The sequence below is a fragment of the Pantoea sp. Acro-807 genome, from assembly GCF_011752675.1.
Classification (GTDB): Bacteria; Pseudomonadota; Gammaproteobacteria; order Enterobacterales; family Enterobacteriaceae; genus Pantoea; species Pantoea eucrina.
The window spans coordinates 442,179-465,428 of sequence record NZ_VWXE01000002.1; the positions used below are offsets into that span (position 1 = coordinate 442,179).

21 protein-coding genes, 1 other RNA gene and 1 pseudogene are annotated in these 23,250 nt (G+C 52.7%); 18 read left to right on the forward strand and 5 right to left on the reverse strand.

Annotated features, from left to right (window positions below; genetic code table 11):
• Nucleotides 1-13 precede the first annotated feature (13 nt).
• Nucleotides 14-691 carry a uracil-DNA glycosylase gene (ung, locus tag F3J39_RS08550; protein ID WP_166714075.1) on the forward strand — a complete coding sequence of 226 codons (678 nt, stop codon included), beginning with the start codon at nt 14-16 and terminating at the stop codon, nt 689-691.
• A gap of 46 nt (nt 692-737) precedes the next feature.
• Here the strand turns inward: ung and grpE are convergent, their stop codons facing one another.
• On the reverse strand, nt 738-1,316 hold the full coding sequence (gene grpE, locus F3J39_RS08555) for a nucleotide exchange factor GrpE (RefSeq protein ID WP_071667881.1): 579 nt from the start codon (nt 1,314-1,316) through the stop codon (nt 738-740).
• A 122-nt stretch (nt 1,317-1,438) separates the two neighbouring features.
• On the opposite strand from grpE, the gene nadK reads away from it, so the two are divergent.
• The 3 genes from nadK to bamE all read left to right on the forward strand — a co-directional run bounded on the left by nadK (nt 1,439) and on the right by bamE (nt 4,600).
• A complete protein-coding gene (nadK, locus tag F3J39_RS08560) occupies nt 1,439-2,317 on the forward strand; it encodes an NAD(+) kinase (protein WP_039379723.1) in 879 nt (292 codons plus the stop codon).
• Between the two features lie 85 nt (nt 2,318-2,402).
• Complete coding sequence (recN, locus tag F3J39_RS08565) at nt 2,403-4,064, forward strand: DNA repair protein RecN (RefSeq protein ID WP_166714076.1); 1,662 nt, start codon at nt 2,403-2,405, stop codon at nt 4,062-4,064.
• Between the two features lie 185 nt (nt 4,065-4,249).
• Nucleotides 4,250-4,600, forward strand: coding sequence for an outer membrane protein assembly factor BamE (gene bamE / locus F3J39_RS08570; RefSeq protein ID WP_071667878.1), 351 nt, complete (start codon nt 4,250-4,252; stop codon nt 4,598-4,600).
• Between the two features lie 54 nt (nt 4,601-4,654).
• On the opposite strand, the gene F3J39_RS08575 is transcribed toward bamE, so the two are convergent.
• Nucleotides 4,655-4,948, reverse strand: coding sequence for an RnfH family protein (locus tag F3J39_RS08575; RefSeq protein WP_250341277.1), 294 nt, complete (start codon nt 4,946-4,948; stop codon nt 4,655-4,657).
• The gene (locus F3J39_RS08580; protein ID WP_039379733.1) at nt 4,938-5,372 is read right to left on the reverse strand and encodes a type II toxin-antitoxin system RatA family toxin; all 435 of its coding nucleotides are present in this window, start codon (nt 5,370-5,372) and stop codon (nt 4,938-4,940) included. The genes F3J39_RS08575 and F3J39_RS08580 overlap by 11 nt, the downstream gene beginning before the upstream one ends.
• Before the next feature lie 160 nt (nt 5,373-5,532).
• Between F3J39_RS08580 and smpB the strand changes: the two genes are divergently transcribed.
• From smpB to F3J39_RS08620, 8 genes and pseudogenes are all read left to right on the forward strand, one after another.
• On the forward strand, nt 5,533-6,015 hold the full coding sequence (smpB, locus tag F3J39_RS08585; RefSeq protein ID WP_039379735.1) for an SsrA-binding protein SmpB: 483 nt from the start codon (nt 5,533-5,535) through the stop codon (nt 6,013-6,015).
• A 43-nt stretch (nt 6,016-6,058) separates the two neighbouring features.
• Nucleotides 6,059-6,421, forward strand: a transfer-messenger RNA (tmRNA) gene (ssrA, locus tag F3J39_RS08590).
• Between the two features lie 226 nt (nt 6,422-6,647).
• Nucleotides 6,648-7,409, forward strand: a pseudogene (locus F3J39_RS08595) (primase-like DNA-binding domain-containing protein); the annotation flags it as partial.
• Nucleotides 7,410-7,833: 424 nt separating this feature from the next.
• Complete coding sequence (locus tag F3J39_RS08600) at nt 7,834-8,874, forward strand: nucleoid-associated protein (protein ID WP_166714078.1); 1,041 nt, start codon at nt 7,834-7,836, stop codon at nt 8,872-8,874.
• A gap of 73 nt (nt 8,875-8,947) precedes the next feature.
• Nucleotides 8,948-10,057, forward strand: coding sequence for a hypothetical protein (locus F3J39_RS08605; protein ID WP_166714079.1), 1,110 nt, complete (start codon nt 8,948-8,950; stop codon nt 10,055-10,057).
• 415 nt (nt 10,058-10,472) lie between these two features.
• Nucleotides 10,473-11,243: a DUF5677 domain-containing protein gene (locus F3J39_RS08610; RefSeq protein WP_166714080.1), complete on the forward strand. Its 771-nt coding sequence runs from the start codon at nt 10,473-10,475 to the stop codon at nt 11,241-11,243.
• A gap of 839 nt (nt 11,244-12,082) precedes the next feature.
• Entirely contained in the window at nt 12,083-12,439 is a 357-nt protein-coding gene (locus F3J39_RS08615; RefSeq protein WP_039379739.1) for a hypothetical protein, read from the forward strand.
• 121 nt (nt 12,440-12,560) lie between these two features.
• Nucleotides 12,561-13,220, forward strand: a complete 660-nt coding sequence (locus tag F3J39_RS08620) for an epoxyqueuosine reductase QueH (RefSeq protein ID WP_065648639.1) — start codon at nt 12,561-12,563, stop codon at nt 13,218-13,220.
• Between the two features lie 14 nt (nt 13,221-13,234).
• Here the strand turns inward: F3J39_RS08620 and F3J39_RS08625 are convergent, their stop codons facing one another.
• Both F3J39_RS08625 and mgtA read right to left on the reverse strand, forming a co-directional pair.
• Entirely contained in the window at nt 13,235-13,912 is a 678-nt protein-coding gene (locus tag F3J39_RS08625) for an SDR family oxidoreductase (protein WP_166714081.1), read from the reverse strand.
• 155 nt (nt 13,913-14,067) lie between these two features.
• Complete coding sequence (gene mgtA / locus F3J39_RS08630; protein ID WP_166714082.1) at nt 14,068-16,779, reverse strand: magnesium-translocating P-type ATPase; 2,712 nt, start codon at nt 16,777-16,779, stop codon at nt 14,068-14,070.
• A 799-nt stretch (nt 16,780-17,578) separates the two neighbouring features.
• On the opposite strand from mgtA, the gene F3J39_RS08635 reads away from it, so the two are divergent.
• The 6 genes from F3J39_RS08635 (at nt 17,579) to speG (ending at nt 23,185) form a co-directional block, all read left to right on the forward strand.
• Nucleotides 17,579-19,147: an ABC transporter substrate-binding protein gene (locus F3J39_RS08635; RefSeq protein ID WP_039379745.1), complete on the forward strand. Its 1,569-nt coding sequence runs from the start codon at nt 17,579-17,581 to the stop codon at nt 19,145-19,147.
• Nucleotides 19,147-20,199, forward strand: a complete 1,053-nt coding sequence (locus tag F3J39_RS08640) for an ABC transporter permease (RefSeq protein WP_071668508.1) — start codon at nt 19,147-19,149, stop codon at nt 20,197-20,199. Before F3J39_RS08635 ends, F3J39_RS08640 begins: the two co-directional genes overlap by 1 nt.
• Nucleotides 20,196-21,053, forward strand: coding sequence for an ABC transporter permease (locus F3J39_RS08645; RefSeq protein ID WP_166714083.1), 858 nt, complete (start codon nt 20,196-20,198; stop codon nt 21,051-21,053). Before F3J39_RS08640 ends, F3J39_RS08645 begins: the two co-directional genes overlap by 4 nt.
• On the forward strand, nt 21,043-21,876 hold the full coding sequence (locus tag F3J39_RS08650) for an ABC transporter ATP-binding protein (RefSeq protein WP_039379750.1): 834 nt from the start codon (nt 21,043-21,045) through the stop codon (nt 21,874-21,876). The genes F3J39_RS08645 and F3J39_RS08650 overlap by 11 nt, the downstream gene beginning before the upstream one ends.
• Complete coding sequence (locus F3J39_RS08655; protein WP_039379752.1) at nt 21,869-22,534, forward strand: ABC transporter ATP-binding protein; 666 nt, start codon at nt 21,869-21,871, stop codon at nt 22,532-22,534. The genes F3J39_RS08650 and F3J39_RS08655 overlap by 8 nt, the downstream gene beginning before the upstream one ends.
• A 105-nt stretch (nt 22,535-22,639) precedes the next feature.
• Nucleotides 22,640-23,185: a spermidine N1-acetyltransferase gene (speG, locus tag F3J39_RS08660; RefSeq protein WP_039379754.1), complete on the forward strand. Its 546-nt coding sequence runs from the start codon at nt 22,640-22,642 to the stop codon at nt 23,183-23,185.
• The last annotated feature ends 65 nt before the right edge of the window (nt 23,186-23,250 follow it).

Consider the following 23,250-nt stretch of genomic DNA (forward strand, 5'->3'; position numbering starts at 1 on the left):
TCAGGAGTTAACCATGAGTGACAAGCTGACCTGGCACGATGTGCTGGCAGATGAAAAAGAGAAGCCCTATTTCAAAGAGACGCTGCAGGCGGTTGCGCAGCAGCGGGCGGCGGGCGTGACCGTTTATCCGCCACAGAAAGATGTGTTTAACGCGTTTAAACTGACAGAACTGGGCGATATCAAGGTGGTGATTTTGGGTCAGGATCCCTATCACGGACCGAATCAGGCGCACGGCCTGGCTTTTTCGGTGCTGCCTGGCGTGGCCATCCCGCCCTCTCTGCTTAACATGTACAAAGAGCTGGAACAGGATATTGAGGGTTTTCAGCGGCCGCAGCACGGTTTTCTGGAGAGCTGGGCCACGCAGGGGGTAATGCTGCTGAATACGGTACTGACCGTTGAGGCGGGCAAAGCACACTCGCACGCGCGGCTTGGCTGGGAGACGTTTACTGATACGGTGATTGATGCCATCAATACGCACCGTGAGGGCGTGGTTTTTCTGCTGTGGGGATCGCACGCGCAGAAGAAAGGCAGCATCATTGATGCGCAGCGTCATCACGTGCTGAAAGCTCCCCATCCTTCTCCGCTCTCAGCGCATCGCGGCTTTTTTGGCTGCCGGCACTTCTCGCAGACCAACGCACTGCTCAGCCAGGCGGGAGAAACGCCGATCGACTGGACGCCAGTCCTCCCCTGAAACAACAACGGCCGCGTCAGGCGGCCGTTGTGATGCACTACTCTGCTCAGGCTTTGGCTTTAGAGACCGCCACCATCGCCGGACGCAGCAGGCGACCATTCAGGGTATAGCCACGCTGCATTACCATCAGTACATGGTTCGGCTCAACCTCATCCGATTCCATCATCGACATCGCCTGATGCAGATCCGGGTTAAACGGCACGTGGGTGTCGCCCACCACTTCAACGCCAAACTTGCGCACGGCGCCCAGCAGGGATTTCAGCGTCAGCTCGATGCCTTCAATCATTGAGGCGAGCCCGGTGTTCTCTTTATCAGCCACTTCCAGCGCGCGTTCCAGGCTATCAATCACTGGCAGCAGCTCGTTGGCAAATTTTTCCAGCGCAAATTTATGCGCTTTTTCGACATCCATTTCTGCACGGCGACGGATGTTTTCAATCTCCGCCTGCGCACGCAGCTGCGCTTCGCGCACGCCGCCCTGCGCCTGGGTCAGCTCCGCTTCCAGTTGCGCAATGCGCTCATCACGCGGATCCACCTCAGTTGCTGTCTCCGCGTCCGCCGGCTGTTGATCCTGTTGAATTTCGTCTGAGACTTGCTCGTTTGGGGTGTTCTGTTCTTTACTACTCATGAATTTCTCCGCGTTTTGCACATTCATTTCGCTGGTTGGCTTATTATGGGGATCAGTTTGACGGTTTCAAGTGAACCCATCACATTGCCAGGCCGTTTTGGCTTATGAGGAATACCCGCCACATGAACAAACACTTTAGCTGCATCGGGATCGTGGGTCATCCGCGCCATCCTACCGCGTTAACCACCCATGAGATGCTCTGGCGCTGGCTGACCGATAAGGGATATGAAGTGATTGTCGAACAGCAGATTGCGCGCGAGCTGAGCTTAACCGATGTAAAGACCGGCACGCTGGCGGAAATAGGCCAGCAGGCCGATCTGGCCGTGGTGGTTGGCGGCGATGGCAATATGCTGGGCGCGGCCAGGGTGCTGGCACGCTATGACATTAAAGTGATTGGCATCAACCGTGGCAATCTGGGCTTCCTGACCGACCTCGATCCGGATAACGCGCAGCAGCAGCTGGATGATGTTCTTCAGGGCGACTACTTTGTGGAGAGTCGCTTTCTGCTTGAGGCGCAGGTCTGCCGCGATACCTGCTCGCCGCGCATTGGCAGCGCCATCAATGAAGTGGTGCTCCATCCTGGCAAAGTGGCGCATATGATTGAGTTTGAGGTCTATATTGACGAAGTGTTCGCCTTTTCTCAGCGTTCAGATGGCCTGATTATCTCCACCCCTACCGGCTCCACCGCCTACTCGCTCTCCGCAGGCGGACCTATTCTTACCCCTTCGCTTGATGCGATTGTGCTGGTGCCGATGTTCCCGCACACGCTGTCGTCGCGCCCGCTGGTTATCAACAGCAACAGTACCATTCGCCTGCGTTTCTCCTCGCTGCGCAGCGATCTGGAGATCAGCTGTGACAGCCAGATTGCCCTGCCGATTCAGGAGGGTGAAGATGTGCTGATCCGGCGCAGCAGCAGCCACCTTAATCTTATCCATCCTAAAAACTATAACTACTTCAATACATTAAGCTCAAAACTCGGCTGGTCGAAAAAATTGTTCTAGAAATCAGTGCTGGCTACTTTACTGGTTAAAAAACCAGTTTATACTGTACGAAAAACCATATCTGTTTTTCTATACAGGTGATTGTATGCTGGCACAACTGACCATCAGTAACTTCGCAATCGTTCGTGAGCTTGAGATCGACTTTCATCGCGGTATGACAGCGATCACCGGTGAGACCGGCGCAGGTAAATCTATTGCCATTGATGCGCTGGGCCTCTGCCTCGGCGGACGGGCGGAAGCGGATATGGTGCGTCAGGGGGCGAGCCGGGCCGATATCTGTGCCCGCTTTCAGCTGAAATCATCGCCGTCAGCGCAGCGCTGGCTGGTCGATAATCAGCTGGATGACGGTAATGAGTGTTTACTGCGTCGCGTTATCAGCGCGGATGGTCGCTCGCGCGGCTTTATCAACGGCACAGCCGTACCGCTCTCTCAGCTGCGCGAGCTGGGCCAGCTGCTGATTCAGATCCACGGTCAGCACGCGCATCAGCTGCTGCTGAAAACCGATCATCAGAAGCATCTGCTGGATGCTTATGCGGCGCATGACGGGCTGCTGACCGAGATGCGTCAGCACTATCAGCGCTGGCATCACAGCTGCCGTGTGCTGGCGCAGCATCAGCAGCAGTCGCAGGAGCGTGAAGCGCGCCGCGAGCTGTTGCAGTATCAGCTGAAAGAGCTGAACGAGTTTACTCCGCAGGCGGGAGAGTATGAGCAAATTGATGAAGAGTATAAGCGGCTCGCTAACAGCGGACAGCTGCTCTCTACCAGCCAGCAGGCGCTGCATATTCTTGCCGACGGTGAAGATACCAACCTGCAGAGCCTGCTCTACAGCGCCCGCAACATGCTCAGCGAGCTGGTCTCGCTGGATGATAAAGTCAGCGGCGTATTTAACCTGCTGGAAGAAGCGGCCATTCAGCTGAGCGAAGCCAGCGACGAACTGCGTCATTACTGCGAACGTCTCGATCTTGACCCCAATCGCCTTTACGAGCTGGAGCAGCGGCTGTCGCGGCAGATTGCGCTGGCGCGCAAGCATCACGTAGCGCCTGAAGCGCTGCCGGCTCTGCATCAGCAGCTGCTGGAAGAGGCGGAGCTGCTGTCGCAGCAGGAGAGCGATCAGGAGAGCCTGCAGCACGACGTAGTGATGCATCACAAAGCCGCTATCACCTGCGCTGAAACGCTGCATCATCAGCGTGAAAAATCTGCTCATGAACTGTGCGATCTCATTACGCAAAGCATGCGTACCCTGGCGATGCCGCACGGGCAGTTTGCGATTGTGCTGGAGTTTAATCCCGATCAGCTGACGGCCGAAGGTGCCAGCCGCATCGATTTCCGGGTGACAACTAACCCTGGCCAGCCGCTGCAGCCGCTGGGTAAAGTCGCCTCAGGCGGTGAGCTGTCGCGTATCGCGCTCGCTATTCAGGTGATCACCGCGCAGAAGATGGAAACTCCGGCCATGATTTTCGACGAAGTGGATGTCGGTATCAGTGGGCCTACTGCTGCTGTCGTCGGCAAGATGCTGCGTCAGCTGGGTGAATCGACGCAGGTCATGTGTGTGACGCACCTGCCGCAGGTTGCAGGCTGCGGTCATCAGCACTTCTTTGTCAGCAAAGAGACCGACGGCGCGATGACGGAAACGCATATGCAGCCGCTGGATAAGCGCGCACGCCTGCAGGAGCTGGCACGTCTGCTGGGCGGCAGCGAAGTCACGCGTAACACCCTGGCGAACGCCAAAGAACTTTTAGCAGCCTGAGACCGCACTTTTTTCCGGCCTGATGGTCATATGCATGCTCTGTAAAGGTTCCCAACCGGGAAAAGGTCTATTATCATCGGCAGTGATATCGCCATAATAAAAGCCTGCCGCGTGCAGAGTTCAGAATGTAATGGCAACAAAACTGCCTGCTGAAAGGCGTTTGGCCCGAAAAAAGGAATGTACAGATGCGCTTTAAGACGCTGACTGCTGCGGCAGTGGTAATGTTGATGACAACCGCCGGATGCTCCACGCTGGAGCGCGTTGTTTATCGTCCGGATATTAATCAGGGGAATTACCTGGCCGCCAACGATGTCGCCAAGATCCATACCGGCATGACGCAGCAGCAGGTAGCCTATACCCTGGGCACCCCGATGATGCACGATCCCTTTGGCAGCAACGTCTGGTATTACATTTTCCGTCAGGAACCTGGTCACGAGCGCGTGAAGCAGCAGACGCTGACGCTGACATTCGATCGCAGCGGTGTCCTGACGAACATTGATAACAAGCCGCGGCTCACTGGCCAGAAAGACAGTTAAGCTGATGACAGTAAAAAAGGCGCCCGGGGCGCCTTTTTTAATGCTTAACGTCAGCTATTTTTTTGTGGCGGCACGCTCAGCACGCTGGCGGCGCAGCTCTTTCGGATCGGCAATCAGCGGCCGGTAGATCTCAACCCGATCACCCTCTTCAACCCTATCGCCAAGCTTAACCGGCCGGCTGAAGATCCCGGTTTTATTCTGTGACAGATCGATATCCCGGCGCAGCTGCAGCAGTCCCGATGCCTCTATCGCCTTTTCTACCGTAGCACCCTGCTCCAGCGTAACCTCGCGCAGATACTGCTTATCCGGCAGCGCATAGACCACTTCCACCCGGATCTTAGTCACGATAGACCTCTTTGGCACGCTGGGTAAACGCCTGCACCATGCTGTTTGCCAGCTCTTTAAACACGCGCCCGAATGCCATCTCAACCAGCATATTGGTGAACTCAAAATCGAGGCTCAGCTCAACCTTGCAGGCGTCATCACCCAGCGAGATAAATTTCCAGCCGCCGGTCAGCTTACGGAACGGGCCATCAACCAGCTGCATATGAATGCTCTGGTTGTCAGTCAGCGTATTGCGCGTGGTAAAGGTTTTACTGATGCCCGCTTTAGAGACATCGACCGCGGCGGTCATCTGATGACCGCTATTATCCAGTACGCGACTGCCGGTGCAGCCGGGAAGAAATTCAGGATAAGCATCCACGTCATTCACAAGCTGGTACATCTGTGCAGCGCTATAGGGGACCAGCGCTGAGCGGCTAATCTGAGCCATAAGGGTTCCTGTTGGTCACAAAACCGTTGAATTATACCATTTTAGGCCATTAAACAAAAATTCATGCTTTTGCCAGCTGTGCTAAAATAGGATGTTTTTTACCGCCCCGCAGGACATGGGGATGCGCCCACAAACTGAGTAATGTAGACTACGCCGCACTATGACAAAGAAAAAAGCTCACAAACCCGGTTCAGCCACCATTGCCCTCAACAAACGCGCGCGCCACGAATACTTCGTCGAGGAGGAGTTCGAAGCGGGTCTGTCGTTACAGGGATGGGAAGTTAAAGCACTGCGCGCCGGTAAAGCCAATATCAGCGAAAGCTATATCATGCTGCGCGACGGCGAAGCGTTTCTGTTTGGCGCTACGTTCCAGCCGCTGATCGGTGCTTCAACGCACGTGGTGTGCGATCCGACACGCACCCGTAAGCTGCTGCTGAAAGAGCGCGAGCTCTCTTCACTGTTTGGCAGCGTTAACCGCGACGGTTACACCATTATACCGCTTTCGCTCTACTGGAAAAACGCCTGGGCCAAGCTCAAAATCGGCGTCGCACGCGGTAAGAAAGAGCACGACAAGCGTTCTGACATTAAAGATCGCGAGTGGAAGATGGACAAAGCACGAATTATGAAGAGTGCCAGCCGTTAAGCACTGGATTTTTTTATAGATTTGCGCTACAGTTTTAAGACTTGGGGCTGATTCTGGATTCGACGGGATTCGCGAAACCCAAGGTGCATGCCGAGGGGCGGTTTGCCTCGTAAAAAGCCGCAAAAAAATAGTCGCAAACGACGAAAACTACGCACTAGCAGCTTAATAACCTGCTTAGAGCCCTCTCTCCCTAGCCTCCGCTCTTAGGACGGGGATCAAGAGAGGTCAAACCCAAAAGAGATCGCGTGGATGCCCTGCCTGGGGTTGAAGCGTTAAAACTAATCAGGCTAGTCTGTCAGTGGCGTGTCTGTCCGCAGCTGCCAGGCGAATGTAAAGACTGACTAAGCATGTAGTACCGACGGTGTAGTAATTTCGGACGCGGGTTCAACTCCCGCCAGCTCCACCAAAATTCTCCATCGGTGATTACCAGAGTCACATGATGAAGTCCTGAAAGCCCGCACGGCGCAAGCCCTGCGGGCTTTTTTGTGTCTGTAGCTTTCTGGCTGGTTCCGCCTGAGTCTGTGAGTCAGCAGTATGCATTCGGTGGATGCTATGGTGCGGGCCAGAAGCGTGTATCCGCTTCGGACGAACATCAGTAATGCTGTGATTAAGATAACCTTACTCTCAGCTGAGATAACATTACGTCAGCCACCATCGACACGCTGGAATCATCGCGCGAATGCTCCAGCGTGGCCGGATTCTCGCTGATTATTCTGCCCGATCAGGAGAAATGGAGCGGCGACGGCGCGGGAATTAAGGCGATTACCGGCGGCGATGCAGTAGCCATCGATCCTAAATATCGCGATCCCTACTCAACACAAATCCCGGCGGTAATTCTGGCGGTGAACAACAATCCAATGCGTTTCAGCGATCGCAGCGGTGGAGTATCGCGTCGCCGGGTAATCCTGACGTTCCCGGAAGTGATACCGGCTAAAGAGCGCGACCCGCAGTTACTGGATAAAATCAACGTTGAGCTGGCCGTGATAGTTCGTCATCTAATGCAGCGCTTCGTGTCGCCTGATGAAGCGCGCGAGCTGTTGCAGGCGCAGCAATCATCCGGCGAAGCACTGGAGATAAAACGACAGGCCGATCCACTGGTCGATTTCTGTGGCTACCTGATGCCGTTGAGCAAGCCGAACGGGCTGTTTATTGGCAACGCCAACATTCGCCCGATTAACCCAAAGCGCTATCTCTACCATGCGTATTTGTCGTTTATGGAATCGCGCGGACATCAGCACCCGCTAAGCCTGACCGCTTTCGGCCAGGCGGTGCCGCAGACGCTTAAAGAATATGAGCGCATTCTGCTTAAACGCCGCACAAATAACGGCATACAAACTAATCTGACGTTGCATGAGGACAGCGAGGCAGATTGGTTGCCTGCATGTAATGCCTGATAATCTCATCTCACACAAACCGGCTTAGGCCGGTTTTTTTTGTAATTAGCAATCTCAGTGAAGATGGAAATTCGCAATGGGGGTCATCACTACACGGGGTTTCGCATAGTTAGTTCTACTAATCTTCTATAACAATTTCAAGTAATTAAAGATCTCAATTCAAACTACCCTGAAGTTTACAGATAATCATCTTCCAAATTAAGCGGCATTTAGCCAATATTTTGTTGCATATAGACTTAAATTGATTAATTATCTTTATGTAGTTAGGAGCAGATATATCTCCAAGCAACTTTTAGGTTCAAGCCCGAAAGATTATGGTTCCCTTTAGTTACCCCTCTGGGTTATTTAACTCAAATTTTCACTTATTTCATGTAAGCATGCTTTTACTGCACACTTTTACAGCAATTACTATGGTGATCTGAAAATGGACAAGCTGACAAATCAAAATATTGGGCACTTCGTAGTTCACATCATGGATAAAGAGGCTCGCCAGCCTGCTGTCCTAATCCCAGCTCCGGGCGAAAAACCGGTACATGCCGCTATTACACGATTAGTTAATGATGTTCTTGATAGATATAAAAGCCGGGGTGGAAAAGGTTATGGAAAATTTGAAAATGATGAAGATAACTTTCCAATGGGAAAAATAATCAAAGATTATTCCGTTTTATATTCTCATGATTTTTATCAAACAAGCCTTCGTATGTTAAATCATCTTGAAGCTAGGGCTATTGATGCTCCTCTTTCTACAGGTGGTAAAGTCGTTATAGTACATATTAACAGGGTTGATCAAGAAGATCTTCTTGTGGCCATTTTGATTTCAAGCACTGGTTCAACCATTAAAAATCATGACATTGAAGATAGTGAGTACTTAGACATTTCCAAACTACGTGTTGCAGGAAAAATTGACTTAACGGCAATGAAAGCAGGAAAGGATAACTATATAAGCTTCCTGAAAGGTCAAAATGATGTTGCGGGTTACTTTAAAAAATTCCTTGGCTGTAATGATGTTGTAATTGCGAAAAAAGAGACGCAAAAGCTTAAGCATGCTTTGGAGTCATTCGCTGACAATAAAAATTTAAATACTGAGAAACGTGAAGACTTCCTGAATAAATCTTATGAAAAGTTAAAGGAATTAAATGATAACCAGCAACCATTTGAAGTGTCAACTTTTAGTAACTCAATGTGGCCTCAAGCTCCAGATGAATTGCAAGAGGTATTGGTAAGTGATGTCTATGAGCTAAGTGAGGGCTTTGTACCAGATGGTAATGTTATTAAAGAAATGATAACATTCAAAGGAAAAGGTAAGCACTGGTTTTTGAAGTTTGATCGCGACGCTCTAAAAGATGGTTCGATTGAGTTTGATGATCAAGATAAGACAATAATGATTTCAAACTTGCCTGATTCTCTTATAGCTCAACTAAAAAAAGAGCTTGGCTTAGAAGAAGACGTTAACGAAAATGAGTAAAGAATTCTCGGAACTAATAAGTGTATACAGAAGAATAAATTATACCACCTCCTTTTCTGAAGGGGTGTTCAATGTGAGTAGCATTCAGGACGTTGAACTGCTTGAAAAGCTGATTTCTCAGCATCAAATATATTCATTATATGCTGAACACGATCAAGATAAATTCTCAGTGGGAGAAAATATCAAGCTTAATATTAAAAGCCCCCAACTAAGTTTAGGTTTTGTATGTGATTCATTTGAGGATTTCCTTAGAAACCAAAAGAATAAAAAAAGTGAACCTGAAAACTTCTACATTCATAATATCGATTTTTATAGCGGTGACACTCCGGATAACCCTGCGGAACCTGAAAGTAAATTTATAACCGTAGAAAAGTACAGATGCATCCTGTCTATAATTGAACTTTTTTCTAAAAGTGCAGTTTATTTTGATAAATCTAAAAATGAGTTAATATTCTTTTCTAGCCCAGCATTAAAGATACCTGTAATTTACAACTTCAATGACGTTCAAAATCTTAATGTCGAATGTGCGAAAAGTTTAACATCATTATTTAATGATGATGCTCATCAGAAAAACAAACTTGAGATTTTATCAGAAAGCATCAAGAATCATTGCGGGCCTGGGGATTCTAACTTAATTTTTGAAAGTTTATTAAGGAATATCGATAGTATATGTACTGATGTTAGTAAGGGGTATGATATATATGTATCTAAGTTTTCGTATAAGAAAATCATTGATGAATTGAAGTCTGCCAAAGTTGAAGAAGTTGGTAAAATACATAAGGTTTTTTCTGACATTCAGAATCAAATACTAGGTATTCCAGTGTCTACCATAATTGTAGCAACGCAAATGAAACCTGTTGGGGAAAGTTGGGGTATTCAGGGGGTAATAAATACCTTCATTCTATTTAGTGTTATCGTTTTTGCAGCCTTAATGATTATGACATTGGTCAATCAATGGCAAACCTTAAAGGCTTTAAATGAAGAAATTAAATATAAAGAAACTCAAGCTGAAACAGTATATAAGGCGATATTTTCAGATATTAAAGGGACATTTGATTACTTGAATAAGAGAATTACTTATCAAGGTGCTGCATTAATTACTGTAGGGGTCATTCTTACTATTTGTTTGATATTTACTTTCGCAGCTTACAGTATTGTAAGTGCACAACCAAAACTCCTTTAGACACTGAATGGAAAAAATTAGTGATAGACTATAAATAAATTCCAAATGATAGCGAATCCTAATTTTACCATATCTGTTTAGAAACGGAGGTGAATTAAAAACAAGCAATAACCATTATGAATGATTAGTGGATATTCAATTAATATTGCAAGCAGATTGAGATTTTATCATCGTAGTGTCATATCAATTAACTTGACACCAAATAATAAGTCACTACAGCGAGCACTAAAAGCGATTAGTATAATTTAGTTGGACAATTACAACGCCGGTGGATTGTTAATTGTGGCTATGATAGCACATTAGAAAATTCAGCCTCCTTTCAGCTAAGCCTCTTACTATTAGAGCAAAGATCAAGAAGCTAACAAAAGCTGGAATAATTATTAGTTGAGACATATTATTTGTAAGGAAACACAGCATGCACAAAGAACTTATCGAGCAGACTCTTAATGAGGCTAAAGCCGCCAGAGTTGCGCTGAATAAAGTTGATGGCGTAATTGTCGGAAAGGTTCACAATCCTGATCAGGGACAGTATCTTACTAATTACGCCAACCTGATAATGAATAGGCAAATAGACATCTTTGATGACGCACTTCTTCTCCTTGAAAACGAACGATACCAAGCCGCTTGTGTGATTAGTCGGGGAATGATTGAAACACATGCTTTCTCACGACTCTTAAACAAGAAAGTAGAGAAAATTCTGACGAATCAAAGCGGCCACGAAAGTGTAGATAAGGCTCTCGATGTAATATTAGGCTTTACGAACAGTTCCAGATTAAAAAAATCAGAGCAAGAAAAGATTCAAAAAGGGGTATATGACCCTAACGATTACATGTTTACTGAAGAGGCTAAACATCGTTTTGAAAACCTACTTGCTGTCAGTCAGCATGTGATGAATGCTTTACGCGATCTTTATGAAGATGAGGTGAAGCACACTAAGGAGAAAGAAAGTAAGTTTGAACTAACGTATGACATACTTAGCGAGCATGTTCATCCTTCACAAACGAGCATCTACCACTACTACACACCTGAAACACACTTAGTTCCTACTTCAGTTGGTAATATTCATGTTTATGAATCTGCTCAGATGCAGTGTGTAACAGCGCTACACTTCATATCAGATGCTAAAAATCAACATTCTTGGTCTTCGCAGTTAGCAGATGAGATGACTAAACGCGGTAAACAGTAGAAATTAAGCCTCTGTAGAAGGGGCTTTAATTTGAAAATTATTTTTATTTATTCTATATCTACTGCGACTTATCTGCGCCCCATAGAACAATATAAATTGATAGAAATAATACCCGGTTTGGATCAGAGCTAACCATTATCAGGATGCAGCGCCTAATAACGTCACCTTAAGGATGATGGCTTGTTAGTTTTTCATCATCTTAGCTAAGGTGATCACCCATAGTGCACACTTGTGCACAGCCCACCTCAAACCCTTCACCACCTAAAAATATGAATTTAATCGAAAAAAACCGAAAGTGAACAGTGTGAACACTTTTCCCATAAATCATTTTATTTTGGATTTAACGCCAGGCATTCGTTATCCTTGCCCTTTCGTTCCGAGGAGTGAGATCCAATAATTGGTACACGTTTAGGTACACGATACAAAGCTGAATTGGCTAAAAACAAATAATTTCATAAAGTTGCAATACCAATTCAGATTCCGCCAGCCCAAAGCCATCTGCAGTAGCCTTCAAAGCCTCCACAACATAATCTCGACAGGATTTTGCACCTCTTGCTTACCAACCCAGGCTTACCGTACAGCTCTTTCACCTTCTTCCCTAACTCACATCCCCCCATACAACTACCCCCCTATCCAAACAATAGCTCAGCCCAATACCCTGCATTCGCCCTTTCAAAATCCGCCCCTGAGCAACAATACCCTGCAGCTATTTTCCCAGCTGACGTAACCCCCTCAGCACGTTTTCATTCACTTACAGTTTTATCCTGGAGCGCAACGTTGCTCAGTGTGCCACTCTTAACTACGCTCATATCACCAAATACGTTAAATGAGGGACTATGATGAAAAAGACCATTATTGCTGTATCTGCTTTCCTGCTGGCTTCTTCCGCGTTTGCGGCTACCACACACGCAACTGACGATACGGTCGCTAACGCTCAGGCTGGCGCTAATACCGCGAAAGAGAAACTGCATCAGGCGCAGCATCAGGGCGAAGAGCAGCGTCTTAAAGCGAAGCACGCGGCACAGGGCGAGCGCGACAGCATGACCAGCAAAGCCAGCGAAGGCACCCAGAAAACCTGGAATAAGACCAAAGAAGGCACTGAGAAAGGCTGGGATGCAACCAAAGAAGGCGCACAGAAAGGCTGGAACAAAACCAAAGAAGGTGCCAGCGATCTGAAACAGAAAGTCAGCGAGTAAGCTGCACTGCTGTGATAAAAAGGCCGCCCCGCGGCCTTTTTGTTTTTCCGCTGCCGCATTTTGCATCCGGCGCCGTAACTCCCTACACTACCCCTATTCTCTGCAAGCTTAACGGTTACTTATGTCTGAAACCTTCACACGTCAGCCGCTGCCACTGCCCGGCGGACACAATAAAGTGCTGCTGCACTCCTGCTGTGCGCCCTGCTCCGGCGAAGTGATGGAAGCGATGCTCGCCTCCGGCATCGACTACACCATTTTCTTCTACAACCCGAATATTCATCCGCTGAAAGAGTATGAGCTGCGCAAAGAGGAGAATATCCGCTTTGCTGAGCAGTTTGGCGTGCCGTTTGTGGATGCTGACTACGATAAAGATAACTGGTTTGAGCGCGCGCGCGGCATGGAGTGGGAGCCGGAACGCGGCGTACGCTGCACCATGTGTTTCGATATGCGCTTTGAACGCACCGCGCTTTACGCGCACGAGCACGGCTTTCCGGTGATCACCAGTTCGCTCGGGATTTCACGCTGGAAAGATATGAAGCAGATCAACGACTGCGGCGTGCGGGCGGCGGCGCACTATCCGGATATGCTCTACTGGGAGTTTAACTGGCGTAAAGGCGGCGGCTCGTCGCGCATGATTGAGATCAGCAAGCGCGAGCGCTTCTATCAGCAGGAGTATTGCGGCTGCATCTATTCACTGCGCGATACCAACCGTCACCGCGTGGCCGGCGGCCGCGAACGCATTGAGATTGGCGTGCAGTATTACGCGCCTGACGACGCGTAAACCGGCTCAGAACCTCACCAGGCGAGCGCATCACCTTTGTAATCAAGATAGTGATGACCGCCCTCGCCGCGATAGCGCTGCAGCTGTGCAACCAGCCCTGCGGCGCTCTCTTCCGCCGTGATATCGGCGTTTTCGCCCCCCATATCGGTTTTTACCCAGCCCGGATGCAGCGACAGCAGCGTCGCCCCCTGCGGCCGCATCTCTTTTGCCAGCGCGCGGCTCAGCATATTGAGTGCCGCCTTGCTGGCCGAGTAGAGCGGCATCGCGGCGACGCGGTTTTCATTCAGGCTCGCCAGCTGTGACGTGGTGATCCCGACCACGCTCTGCTTATCACGCAGCAGCGGCAGCAGGCTTTCCGCCAGCCGCACCGGTGCTACCGCGTTGGTGATAAACAGCTCGCTCAGCTCCGCATCCTCTGCCTGCTGCAGCTGCTGCACATCCGGGCCAAAAATGCCGGCGTTGATCAGCACCGCATCAAACTGCTCACCCTGTAACTGCTGCAGCAGCGCCGCACGCGCCGCGCCGTCGGTGATATCCAGCGCCAGCCAGCGCAGCTGCTCGTGCTGGTATGAGACCGCCGTGCGGCGGAAGGTGGCGGTCACGTCCCAGCCCGCCTGTAAAAACTGCTGTACCACCGCAAGCCCGATCCCTTTTGAAGCACCGATAATCAACGCGCGTTGTGACTGGCTCATACCTTTCTCCCGGACAAATAGCGAAACGGGCAGCGTATGCTGCCCGCGATGAACTAACGTAACACTAACGTTAGCACGGTAATCACCGTCATCATTAACACCAGGTGGCAGACCACCTTTGTCAGTTCCGGCTTTTTCATCGCTCCTCCTGCAGATCAGAACCACTGACCAAAACGTTTGATGTAGAGGGTTTTCATGCCCTGCGCCACCAGGCAGTAACCACACAGGGTTGCCACCAGCCACGGAAAGTAGGACCACGGCAGCGGCGTCAGGCCGATGCTGGCTCCCAGCGATGAGAACGGCAGCAGGATCCCGGCGACCATGACGCAGGCGGTGGTCAGCAATACCGGCAGCGCGGCGCGGCTCTGAATAAACGGGATTTTGCGGGTGCGCAGCATATGCACTACCAGAGTCTGTGACAGCAGCCCCTCGACAAACCAGCCCGACTGAAACAGCGACTGCATCTCTGGCGTATTCGCGGCAAACACATACCACATCAGCGCAAAGGTGGTGATGTCGAACAGGGAGGAGGTCGGCCCAATCCACAGCATAAACCGTTTGATATTACGCGCGTCCCACCTGCGCGGCTTCTGCAGAAACTCTTTGTCCAGTTTGTCCCACGGCATCGCCAGCTGCGAGATGTCATACATCAGGTTCTGAATCAGCAGATGAATCGCCAGCATCGGCAGAAACGGAATAAACGCGCTGGCGACCAGCACCGAAAAGACGTTGCCAAAGTTAGAGCTGGCGGTCATGTTCAGGTACTTGATGATATTGCCAAAGGTTTCGCGCCCTTTGATGATCCCCTCCTCCAGCACCAGCAGATCTTTCTCCAGCAGAATGATATCGGAAGACTCTTTGGCAATATCCGCCGCGCTGTCTACGGAGATCCCGACATCGGCAGCGCGCAGCGCCGGGGCATCATTAATGCCGTCACCCAGAAAGCCCACGGTATGCCCCTGCTGCTGCAGCGCCGTGACAATGCGCGACTTTTGCAGCGGCGTGAGTCTGGCAAACACCGCACTCTCCCGGACGGTACAGGCCAGCTGCTCATCGCTCATCTGCGCCAGCTGTTCACCGGTTACGATGGCTCCGCTGTCGATGCCCACCTCGGCACAGATACGTGCGGTTACCACCGGGTTATCGCCGGTCAGGACTTTTACCGCAACGCCGTTATCGCGCAGCGCGCTGACAGCCGGTGCCGCGCTGGCTTTGGGCGGATCGAGAAACGTCAGCAGCCCTTCTATAATCAGGTTCTGCTCATCCGCGACGTTCAGCGCCTGCTGAAGACCCGGCTCATCCAGTACGCGGCTCGCCACCAGCAGCACGCGGAATCCCTGCTGATTATATTCATGCGCCAGCGCCAGCAGTTCCGCACGCCGGGCCTCATCCAGCGGCTGGATCAGCCTGCCTTCGCGCTCTGCGACTGCAACGCTGAGCATCTCTTCAACGGCCCCTTTGCAGATCAGCAGCTGCTGGTTAAGCCGGCGATTATATACCACGACCGATACGCGCCGCCGGATAAAATCAAACGGCAGCTCATCGATTTTGCTCCATGCGTCGCTGACCGCACTGCCCAGACGCGCGCCGCCATAGTGCAGAATGGCGCGATCTATCGGGTTAGCGGTACTGCTCTGATAAAGGCTGTTCAGCCAGCTCAGCATCAGCACGCGGCTGTTCTCCACACCGGCGCAGTCAACGTGCTGTGCCAGCGTAATGTTGTCCTGCGTCAGCGTGCCGGTTTTGTCCGTACACAGCACATCCATCGCACCCAGGTTCTGAATCGCGTTCAGGCGTTTAACGATCACCTTGCGCCGCGACATGGCGATAGCCCCCTTTGCCAGATTAGCGCTGACGATCATCGGCAGCATCTCTGGCGTCAGGCCTACCGCGACCGCCAGCGCGAATAACGCGGCTTCCAGCCAGTCGCCTTTGGTGAGGCCGTTAAGCAGCAATACCACCGGCACCATCACCAGCATAAAGCGGATCAGCAGCCAGCTGACGCTATTTACCCCGCGATCAAACGCCGTCTGGCTGCGTTTACCGGTAAGCGATTTTGCCAGACTGCCGAAATAGGTATCGCTGCCGGTGGCGACGACCACGCCTTTTGCGCTGCCGCTGGCCACGCTGGTGCCCATCAGGCAGAGACTGCCTGACTCCAGCAGCGACGCGCCCGGTTCACGCGCCTCAGCCGTTTTACCGGAGAGATGGCTGGTAACATCATATTTTTCCACCGGCAGCGACTCACCGGTCAGGATCGCCTGGCTGACAAACAGATCGCGCGACTCCAGCAGGCGGATATCGGCCGGCACCAGATCGCCCGCAGAAAGGCAGATAATGTCACCCGGCACCAGATCCGCTATATCCACTTCCCTGCGAACCGGCGACGCCTGCAGCGAGGTGCGCCGCACGACCGTTGCGGTAGTACGCACCATCGATTTCAGCGCCTGAGCCGCTCTGTTCGTACGAAACTCCTGCCAGAAACGCAGCAGTCCGCTCAGCATGACCATGGTGACGATAATAGCGATACCGGTCAGGTCGGTCTCTTCGCCCTGCCGCCGCGGCAGCCAGTAGTCAGTAAAAAAACTCACGGCGGCCAGCGCCACCAGCACATAAATAAACGGATTGCTGAACGCCTGCAGCAGCTGCAGCAGCACCGGTGGTGCTTTGGTGTGCCGGGCTTCGTTAGGGCCATAGTGGCACAGACGTGCAGCGGCCTCGTCTTCGGTCAGGCCTGACGCCTGACTGTCCAGTCGTGCCAGCGTTTCATCTGCGGTCAGGCCCGCTTCCTGTTCAATGCGGTAAAGCGGTGACCGCAGATCCGTTTTCCGGTTATTCCGCTGCAGCTTATATTTCATATTGTTCATGTGACACCCCGATGGTGTTATTCAGGCAAACGCTATCCTGCGCCTGGCGCATATAACAGAGAGAACCTGATAAATAATCAGCACGCTGAACCCGCAATTATCGGGCAAAAAGATTACACGCTTTTAATTAATAAAAAGCGTGACGATCCTGCACCAGATAAAAGTGATCCATTTGATTTGTGTAGCGCAGTGCCTGACTGAAAATCTGGAGTCAGGTTTAACGCGCAGCAGACAGGTGCACGCTGAGGATCAGCGTGCGCATCGGGGCGGTGGAAATAGTGCGTTGTATATCATAGACATAATGACTCCCGTGAGCCTGTATTTTTTATCAGCATTGCGTGTACGGGAGCATTCTGCAGAAATGCAGAAGGTGCCGCCGCCAGAGTGGCAAGCAGCAGGAAAAAAATCCGTGCGTCAGCTTGCCTTATATCGCCATCGATAAGGTTGACTGTTCAACAGGATCCTCCAGATAATTAATTGCCGTTATTATATTTACTCGCTAAATGAAGTAAAGATGAATATAGCGTATGAGCGTTTTATCTAAATGTTGTTGCCGTTTGGTTGAGCAAGCTATTCACAATCTGCGACAGTCGTTTCATTCATCGGGAGAAAAGCCGGGGCTGAAACATTTCTGAAAAAGCGTATCTGATGCGTACTATGCTGGTTATTAGCGGCCATAACCCTTATAACAGAACCGCCGGGCTTAGAACCTAAAAGCATATGCATAGCCATAAATAGACTATTCTTCACTGGTACGCTCTCGTAAACTCGCGTTACTTTTTTAAGGCAAGGAAACAACATGAAAACAATTATTCCCTCACTGCTGGCGCTGTCGCTGGTGGCCGCCTTCTCTGCGCACGCTGTCACACCCAAAGATACGCTGGTGATTGCACAGTCTACCGATGATGCTGACAGCTTCGATCCGGCGCAGGGCTTTGAACTCACCACGGTACAGTCATTCACCAACATCTATCAGCGCCTGGTTCAGTCCGATCCGCAAAACCCGACCGACCTGAAACCGACGCTGGCGACCTCATGGCAGCCGGGCAGCGATAACCGCAGCCTGACGTTTGAGCTGCGTAAAGATGCGACCTTTGCCAGCGGCAACCCGCTGCGCCCGGAAGATGTGATCTTTTCACTGGGTCGCGTGGTTAAACTCAATCTTGATCCCTCTTTTATTCTGACGCAGCTCGGCTGGAATAAAGATAACGTTGATAGCTTCCTGAAAAAGGTGGATGACCAGCACGTACAGATCAGCTGGAACGCTAACGTCAGCCCGGCCTATGTGCTGAGCCTGCTCTCAGCACCGGTCTCTTCTATTATCGATGAAAAAACAGCGCAGGCTAATGCGAAAAACGGTGATTTCGGTCATGCGTGGCTGGGCACTCACTCTGCCGGCAGCGGCCCATATCAGATCCGTAAAGTTGTGCTGCATGAAGCGGTTCTGCTGACGGCAAACCCCTCTTCCCCTGCCGGCGCGCCGAAGCTGAAAAATATCCTGATCAAAAACGTACCGGAGCCTGCGGCGCGCCGCCTGCTGCTGGAACAGGGTGATGTGGATATCGCACGTAACCTGGGCGCTGACCAGATTGCCGCGCTGAAAGGCAAGGCGGGCGTCAAAACTGACGCGATTCCGATGGCTTCGCTCTATTACATCCAGTTTAACGTTGGCAAAGATCCGGTGCTGAAAAATCCGGCTCTGTGGGAAGCGGCACGCTACCTGTTCGATTATAAAGGTATCGCCGATAACCTGCTGAAAGGGCAGTTTGAGGTGCACCAGACCTTCCTGCCGAAAGGCTTCTCAGGCGCGCTGAATGAAACGCCATACAGCTACGATCCGGAAAAAGCCAGAGCGATTCTGAAGAAAGCGGGCCTGACCAATGTGAGCTTTACGCTCTCCACCAGCAACCAGCCGCCTTATCTTGATATCGCTCAGGCGCTGCAGGGCAGCTTTGCTAAGGGTGGCGTAAAAGTTGAGGTGCAGCCGGGCCTCAGCTCTGAAGTCTCAACGCGCGTTAAAGCGCATCAGTTTGAAGCGACGCTGAACGCCTGGGGTGCCGATTATTTCGATCCTAATACCAACGCCGCCTCATTTGCCTATAACCCGGAAGATGGCAGCAAAACTATCGCCTACCGCTCTGACTGGCACATTCCGGAGCTAAGCAAGCAGACGCTGGCCGCCACCGCGGAAGCGGACAGCAACAAACGCGCAGAACTCTATCAGGCGATGCAGCGCGAAGTGCTGAAAAACTCTCCGTACGTGATTGGCCTGCAGGCGCGTAACCTGGTGGCGCTGCGCGACAATCTGAAAGGCTATGTGCAGGGTATCAACCCGGATATGGTCTATTACGCGCAGGTCTCTAAATAATGTCCGTATCTGCTTCACAGACCGGGTTCGCCCGGTCACTCTGGCAGCGCGGCAGCCGCCTTGTCACCAGCCTGCTCTCGCTGCTGGTGACGCTGCTCGGGCTGCTGGCGTTTACCTTTATGCTGTCGCACCTCTCACCGGTCGATCCGGTGCAGCAGATTGCCGGCGATCACGCCAGCGAAGCGACCTACGCGCAGGTGCGGCACGATCTCGGACTTGACCAGCCGGTGCTGGTACAGTTCTGGCGCTATATCAGTCACCTGGCGCGCGGCGATTTAGGTCTCTCTCATCTGACGAATCAGCCGGTGAGCGCTGACCTGCTGCGTACCTTCCCGGCCACAATTGAGCTGGCCACCTGCGCGATGATCTTTGCCGCCGTGTCTGGCGTGGCGCTGGCGCTGCTGGCGGCGTGGAAGCCAGGCAGTGTTATCGACAACGTGGCGCGTTTTATTTCGCTGCTGGGCTATTCGGTGCCGGTGTTCTGGCTCGGGCTGCTGGGCCTGCTGCTGTTCTACGCGATTCTGCACTGGTCAGCCGGACCGGGCCAGCTGGATGATATCTGGGTCTATACGCTGGAACCCAAAACCGGCTTTGTGCTGATCGACAGCTGGCTCTCCGGCGATCCGGAGATGTTCCGTAATGCGATTGCGCATCTCTGGCTGCCGGTCGTGATCCTCGGCCTGCTGGCGATGGCGGGCATTACCCGCCTGCTGCGTGCGGCACTGCTTGAAGAGAGCAGCAAAGAGTATGTGGTACTGGCACGCGCAAAAGGCGCAGGCCGCACGCGCATCCTGCTGCGTCATATCCTGCCCAACGTCACCGGTACGCTGATCACCGTCATTGCGCTCTCCTATGCCACGCTGCTGGAAGGCTCGGTGCTGACAGAAACCGTATTCGCGTGGCCGGGCGTAGGCCGCTATATGACCAACGCCCTGTTCTCAGCGGATGTGCCGGCTATCCTTGGCGCCACGCTGCTGATTGGCGGCTGCTTTATTCTGCTTAACGCCGTGGCTGACGCCCTGACCTGGTTAACCGATCCGAGAACCCGATGACTCAACAACTTCACGAACTGGAAAGCGTGCGTCCGCGTCGTCGTCGGGCGCGCGTGACCTCTCTCTCCATCGGCCTGACGCTGGTGGTCATTCTGATTGCGATGGCGCTGCTGGCACCCTGGCTGGCCCCGTTCGATCCGAATGTGCAGACCATTAACCAGCGCCTGCTGCCGCCCTCAGCGCTGCACTGGTTTGGCACCGACGGCTTTGGCCGCGATCTGTTGTCGCGCGTGATTTACGGCGCACGTCCGACGCTGCTGCTGGTGTCGCTGATCCTGGTGCTGACGATCCCGGTGGGATTACTGGTTGGTATTACCGCCGGTTACGTCGGCGGCTGGACCGAGCGCGTGCTGATGCGCATTACCGATATCTTCCTGTCGCTGCCAAACCTGGTGATTGCGCTGGCGCTGGTCGCCATGCTCGGTCCGGGCCTGATGAACGGCGCACTGGCGCTGGCGCTGACCAGCTGGCCGCCGTTTGCCCGCCAGGCGCGTGCAGAGACGCTGGCGCTGCGCCGCAGCGACTACCTTGCCGCCGCGCGCATGCAGGGTATCACCGGCCTGCGGCTGATGTTCGGCCATATTCTGCCGCTCTGCCTGCCGACTGCCGTCGTGCGTGCTGCGCTCAGCCTCGGCGGTATTATTCTCTCCGCTGCCGGTCTCGGCTTCCTCGGTATGGGCGTACAGCCCCCTACTGCCGAGTGGGGCTCGATGGTTGCCGAAGGGAGTAAAGTGATTTTCGATCAGTGGTGGGTGGCGGCTGCGCCCGGCGCTGCGATTCTGTTCGCCAGCCTGGCGTTTAACCTGACAGGCGACGGCCTGCGCGATCGACTGGATACCCGCCATGCCAAATGAGTTATTGATTGATGCCCGCGGGCTGAGCATCCGCAGCGGCGACGCGCTGCTGGTGGATAACATCAGCTTTCAGATTGGCCGCGAACGCGTGGCGCTGGTCGGTGAGTCCGGCTCCGGCAAATCGCTTACCGCACGCTCGCTGATGGGCCTGCTCTCCCCTTCCCTGCAGCTGCAGGCTGAACGTCTGCAGATTGCCGGTGCTGATGCTCAGCGTCTGCAGGAGCGTGACTGGATCACGCTGCGCGGCGGAAAAGTAGCGATGGTGATGCAGGACCCGAAATATGCGCTCAACCCGACGCGCACCATCGGCTGGCAGGTGGAAGAGCCGCTGATTTTACATCGCAAGCTGAGCCGCGCTGAACGACGCGAGAAAGTGTGTGAGATGCTGGCTGCCGTTGGCCTGCCTGAACCGCGTCAGCTGATGAAACGCTATCCGCACCAGCTCTCCGGCGGCATGGGTCAGCGCGTGATGCTGGCGATTGCGCTGATTACCGATCCGGAACTGCTGATTGCCGACGAGCCAACCTCCGCGCTCGATCACGCCATGCGCGATCAGGTGCTGGCGCTGATCCGCCGGCTGGTTGAGCAGCGTAATATGGGGCTGCTGCTGATCAGTCACGATCTGCAGCAGGTCTCAGAGCACTGCGAACGGGTGATGGTGATGTATAAGGGCCGGCTGCTTGATACGCTGCCTGCCGCACAGCTCTCTCATGCTACCCACCCCTATACCCGCACGCTGTGGGCCTGTCGTCCCGGTAAGGCGACGCACGGCGAACGTCTGCCGGTGCTGGATCGCGCCGCGCTGGAGAGAGAGAATGATTGAGTTATCAAACCTGAGCGTTGCCCATAAGCACGGCTATGAGCTGCGTACCGTGGTGCACGACGTCTCCCTGCAGGTCGCTGCCGGTGAGTGTTTTGGTCTGGTTGGCCCCTCAGGCTGCGGCAAATCGTCGCTGCTGTGGGTGCTGGCCGGTCTGAATCCGCACTGGCAGGGCGAGATGACGCTGGCGCAGACGGCAGTCCAGCCGGGCAAAGCCTTTACCGGCCAGCTGCGACGCGATGTGCAGATGGTGTTTCAGGATCCGTATGCCTCGCTGCATCCGCGCCATCGCCTGCGCCGCACGCTGGCGGAGCCGCTGAAATTGTTAAAGCGCGATAATATCGATGACCGCATCGACGCAGGCTTTCGTCACGTGGGTCTCGATCCGGCGCTGGCGAACCGCTATCCGCATCAGCTCTCGGGCGGACAGCGCCAGCGCGTGGCGATTGTGCGCGCGCTGCTGCTGGAACCTAAAATCCTGCTGCTGGATGAACCGACATCGGCGCTGGATATGTCAGTTCAGGCGGAGATCCTTAACCTGCTGAACGATCTTAAACAGAACGACGGGCTGACCATGGTGCTGGTCAGTCACGATCCGGATGTTATCGATCATATGTGCGACCGCGCGGCGCATATGGCGCAGGGACGGATCGTGGGCTAACGGCGCACGGGTCCCGGGTCGCATATGCCTGCATCACATCTGCAGGGTGCGCATTTATGCGCACCTCGTATTCAGGCGCACTCCACTAAACATTCAGGAACTGTTATGACGGTGAAATTACGCCCTCTGGAGCGGGAAGATCTGCATTTTGTTCATCAGCTGGATAACAATGCCAGCGTAATGCGCTACTGGTTTGAAGAGCCTTATGAGGCGTTTGTTGAGCTCTCCGACCTCTATGACAAGCATATTCACGATCAGACCGAACGACGCTTTGTGGTCGAGTATGAAGAGGAAAAAGCGGGACTGGTCGAGCTGGTGGAGATTAACCATGTGCACCGCCGCGCGGAGTTTCAGATCATCATCGCGCCGGGGCATCAGGGGAAAGGCTTAGCCAGCAAGGCGGCGCGGCTGGCAATGGATTACGGTTTTTCCGTGCTGAATCTCTACAAGCTCTATCTGATTGTTGATCAGGAGAATGAGAAAGCGATTCATATCTACAGTAAGCTGGGCTTCGAAGTCGAAGGCGTGCTGAAGCATGAATTTTTTATCAACGGTGAATACCGTAACACCATCCGCATGTGTATTTTTCAGCAGCAGTATCTCGCCCAGCATAAACCCGGCAACGCCATGGTCAAGCCCACCGCCCAGTAAGCAGCGAATTTTACAGGTTTGCAGGGGCGCATGAATGCGTCCCCTACGGTAATCCTGAGGCACCT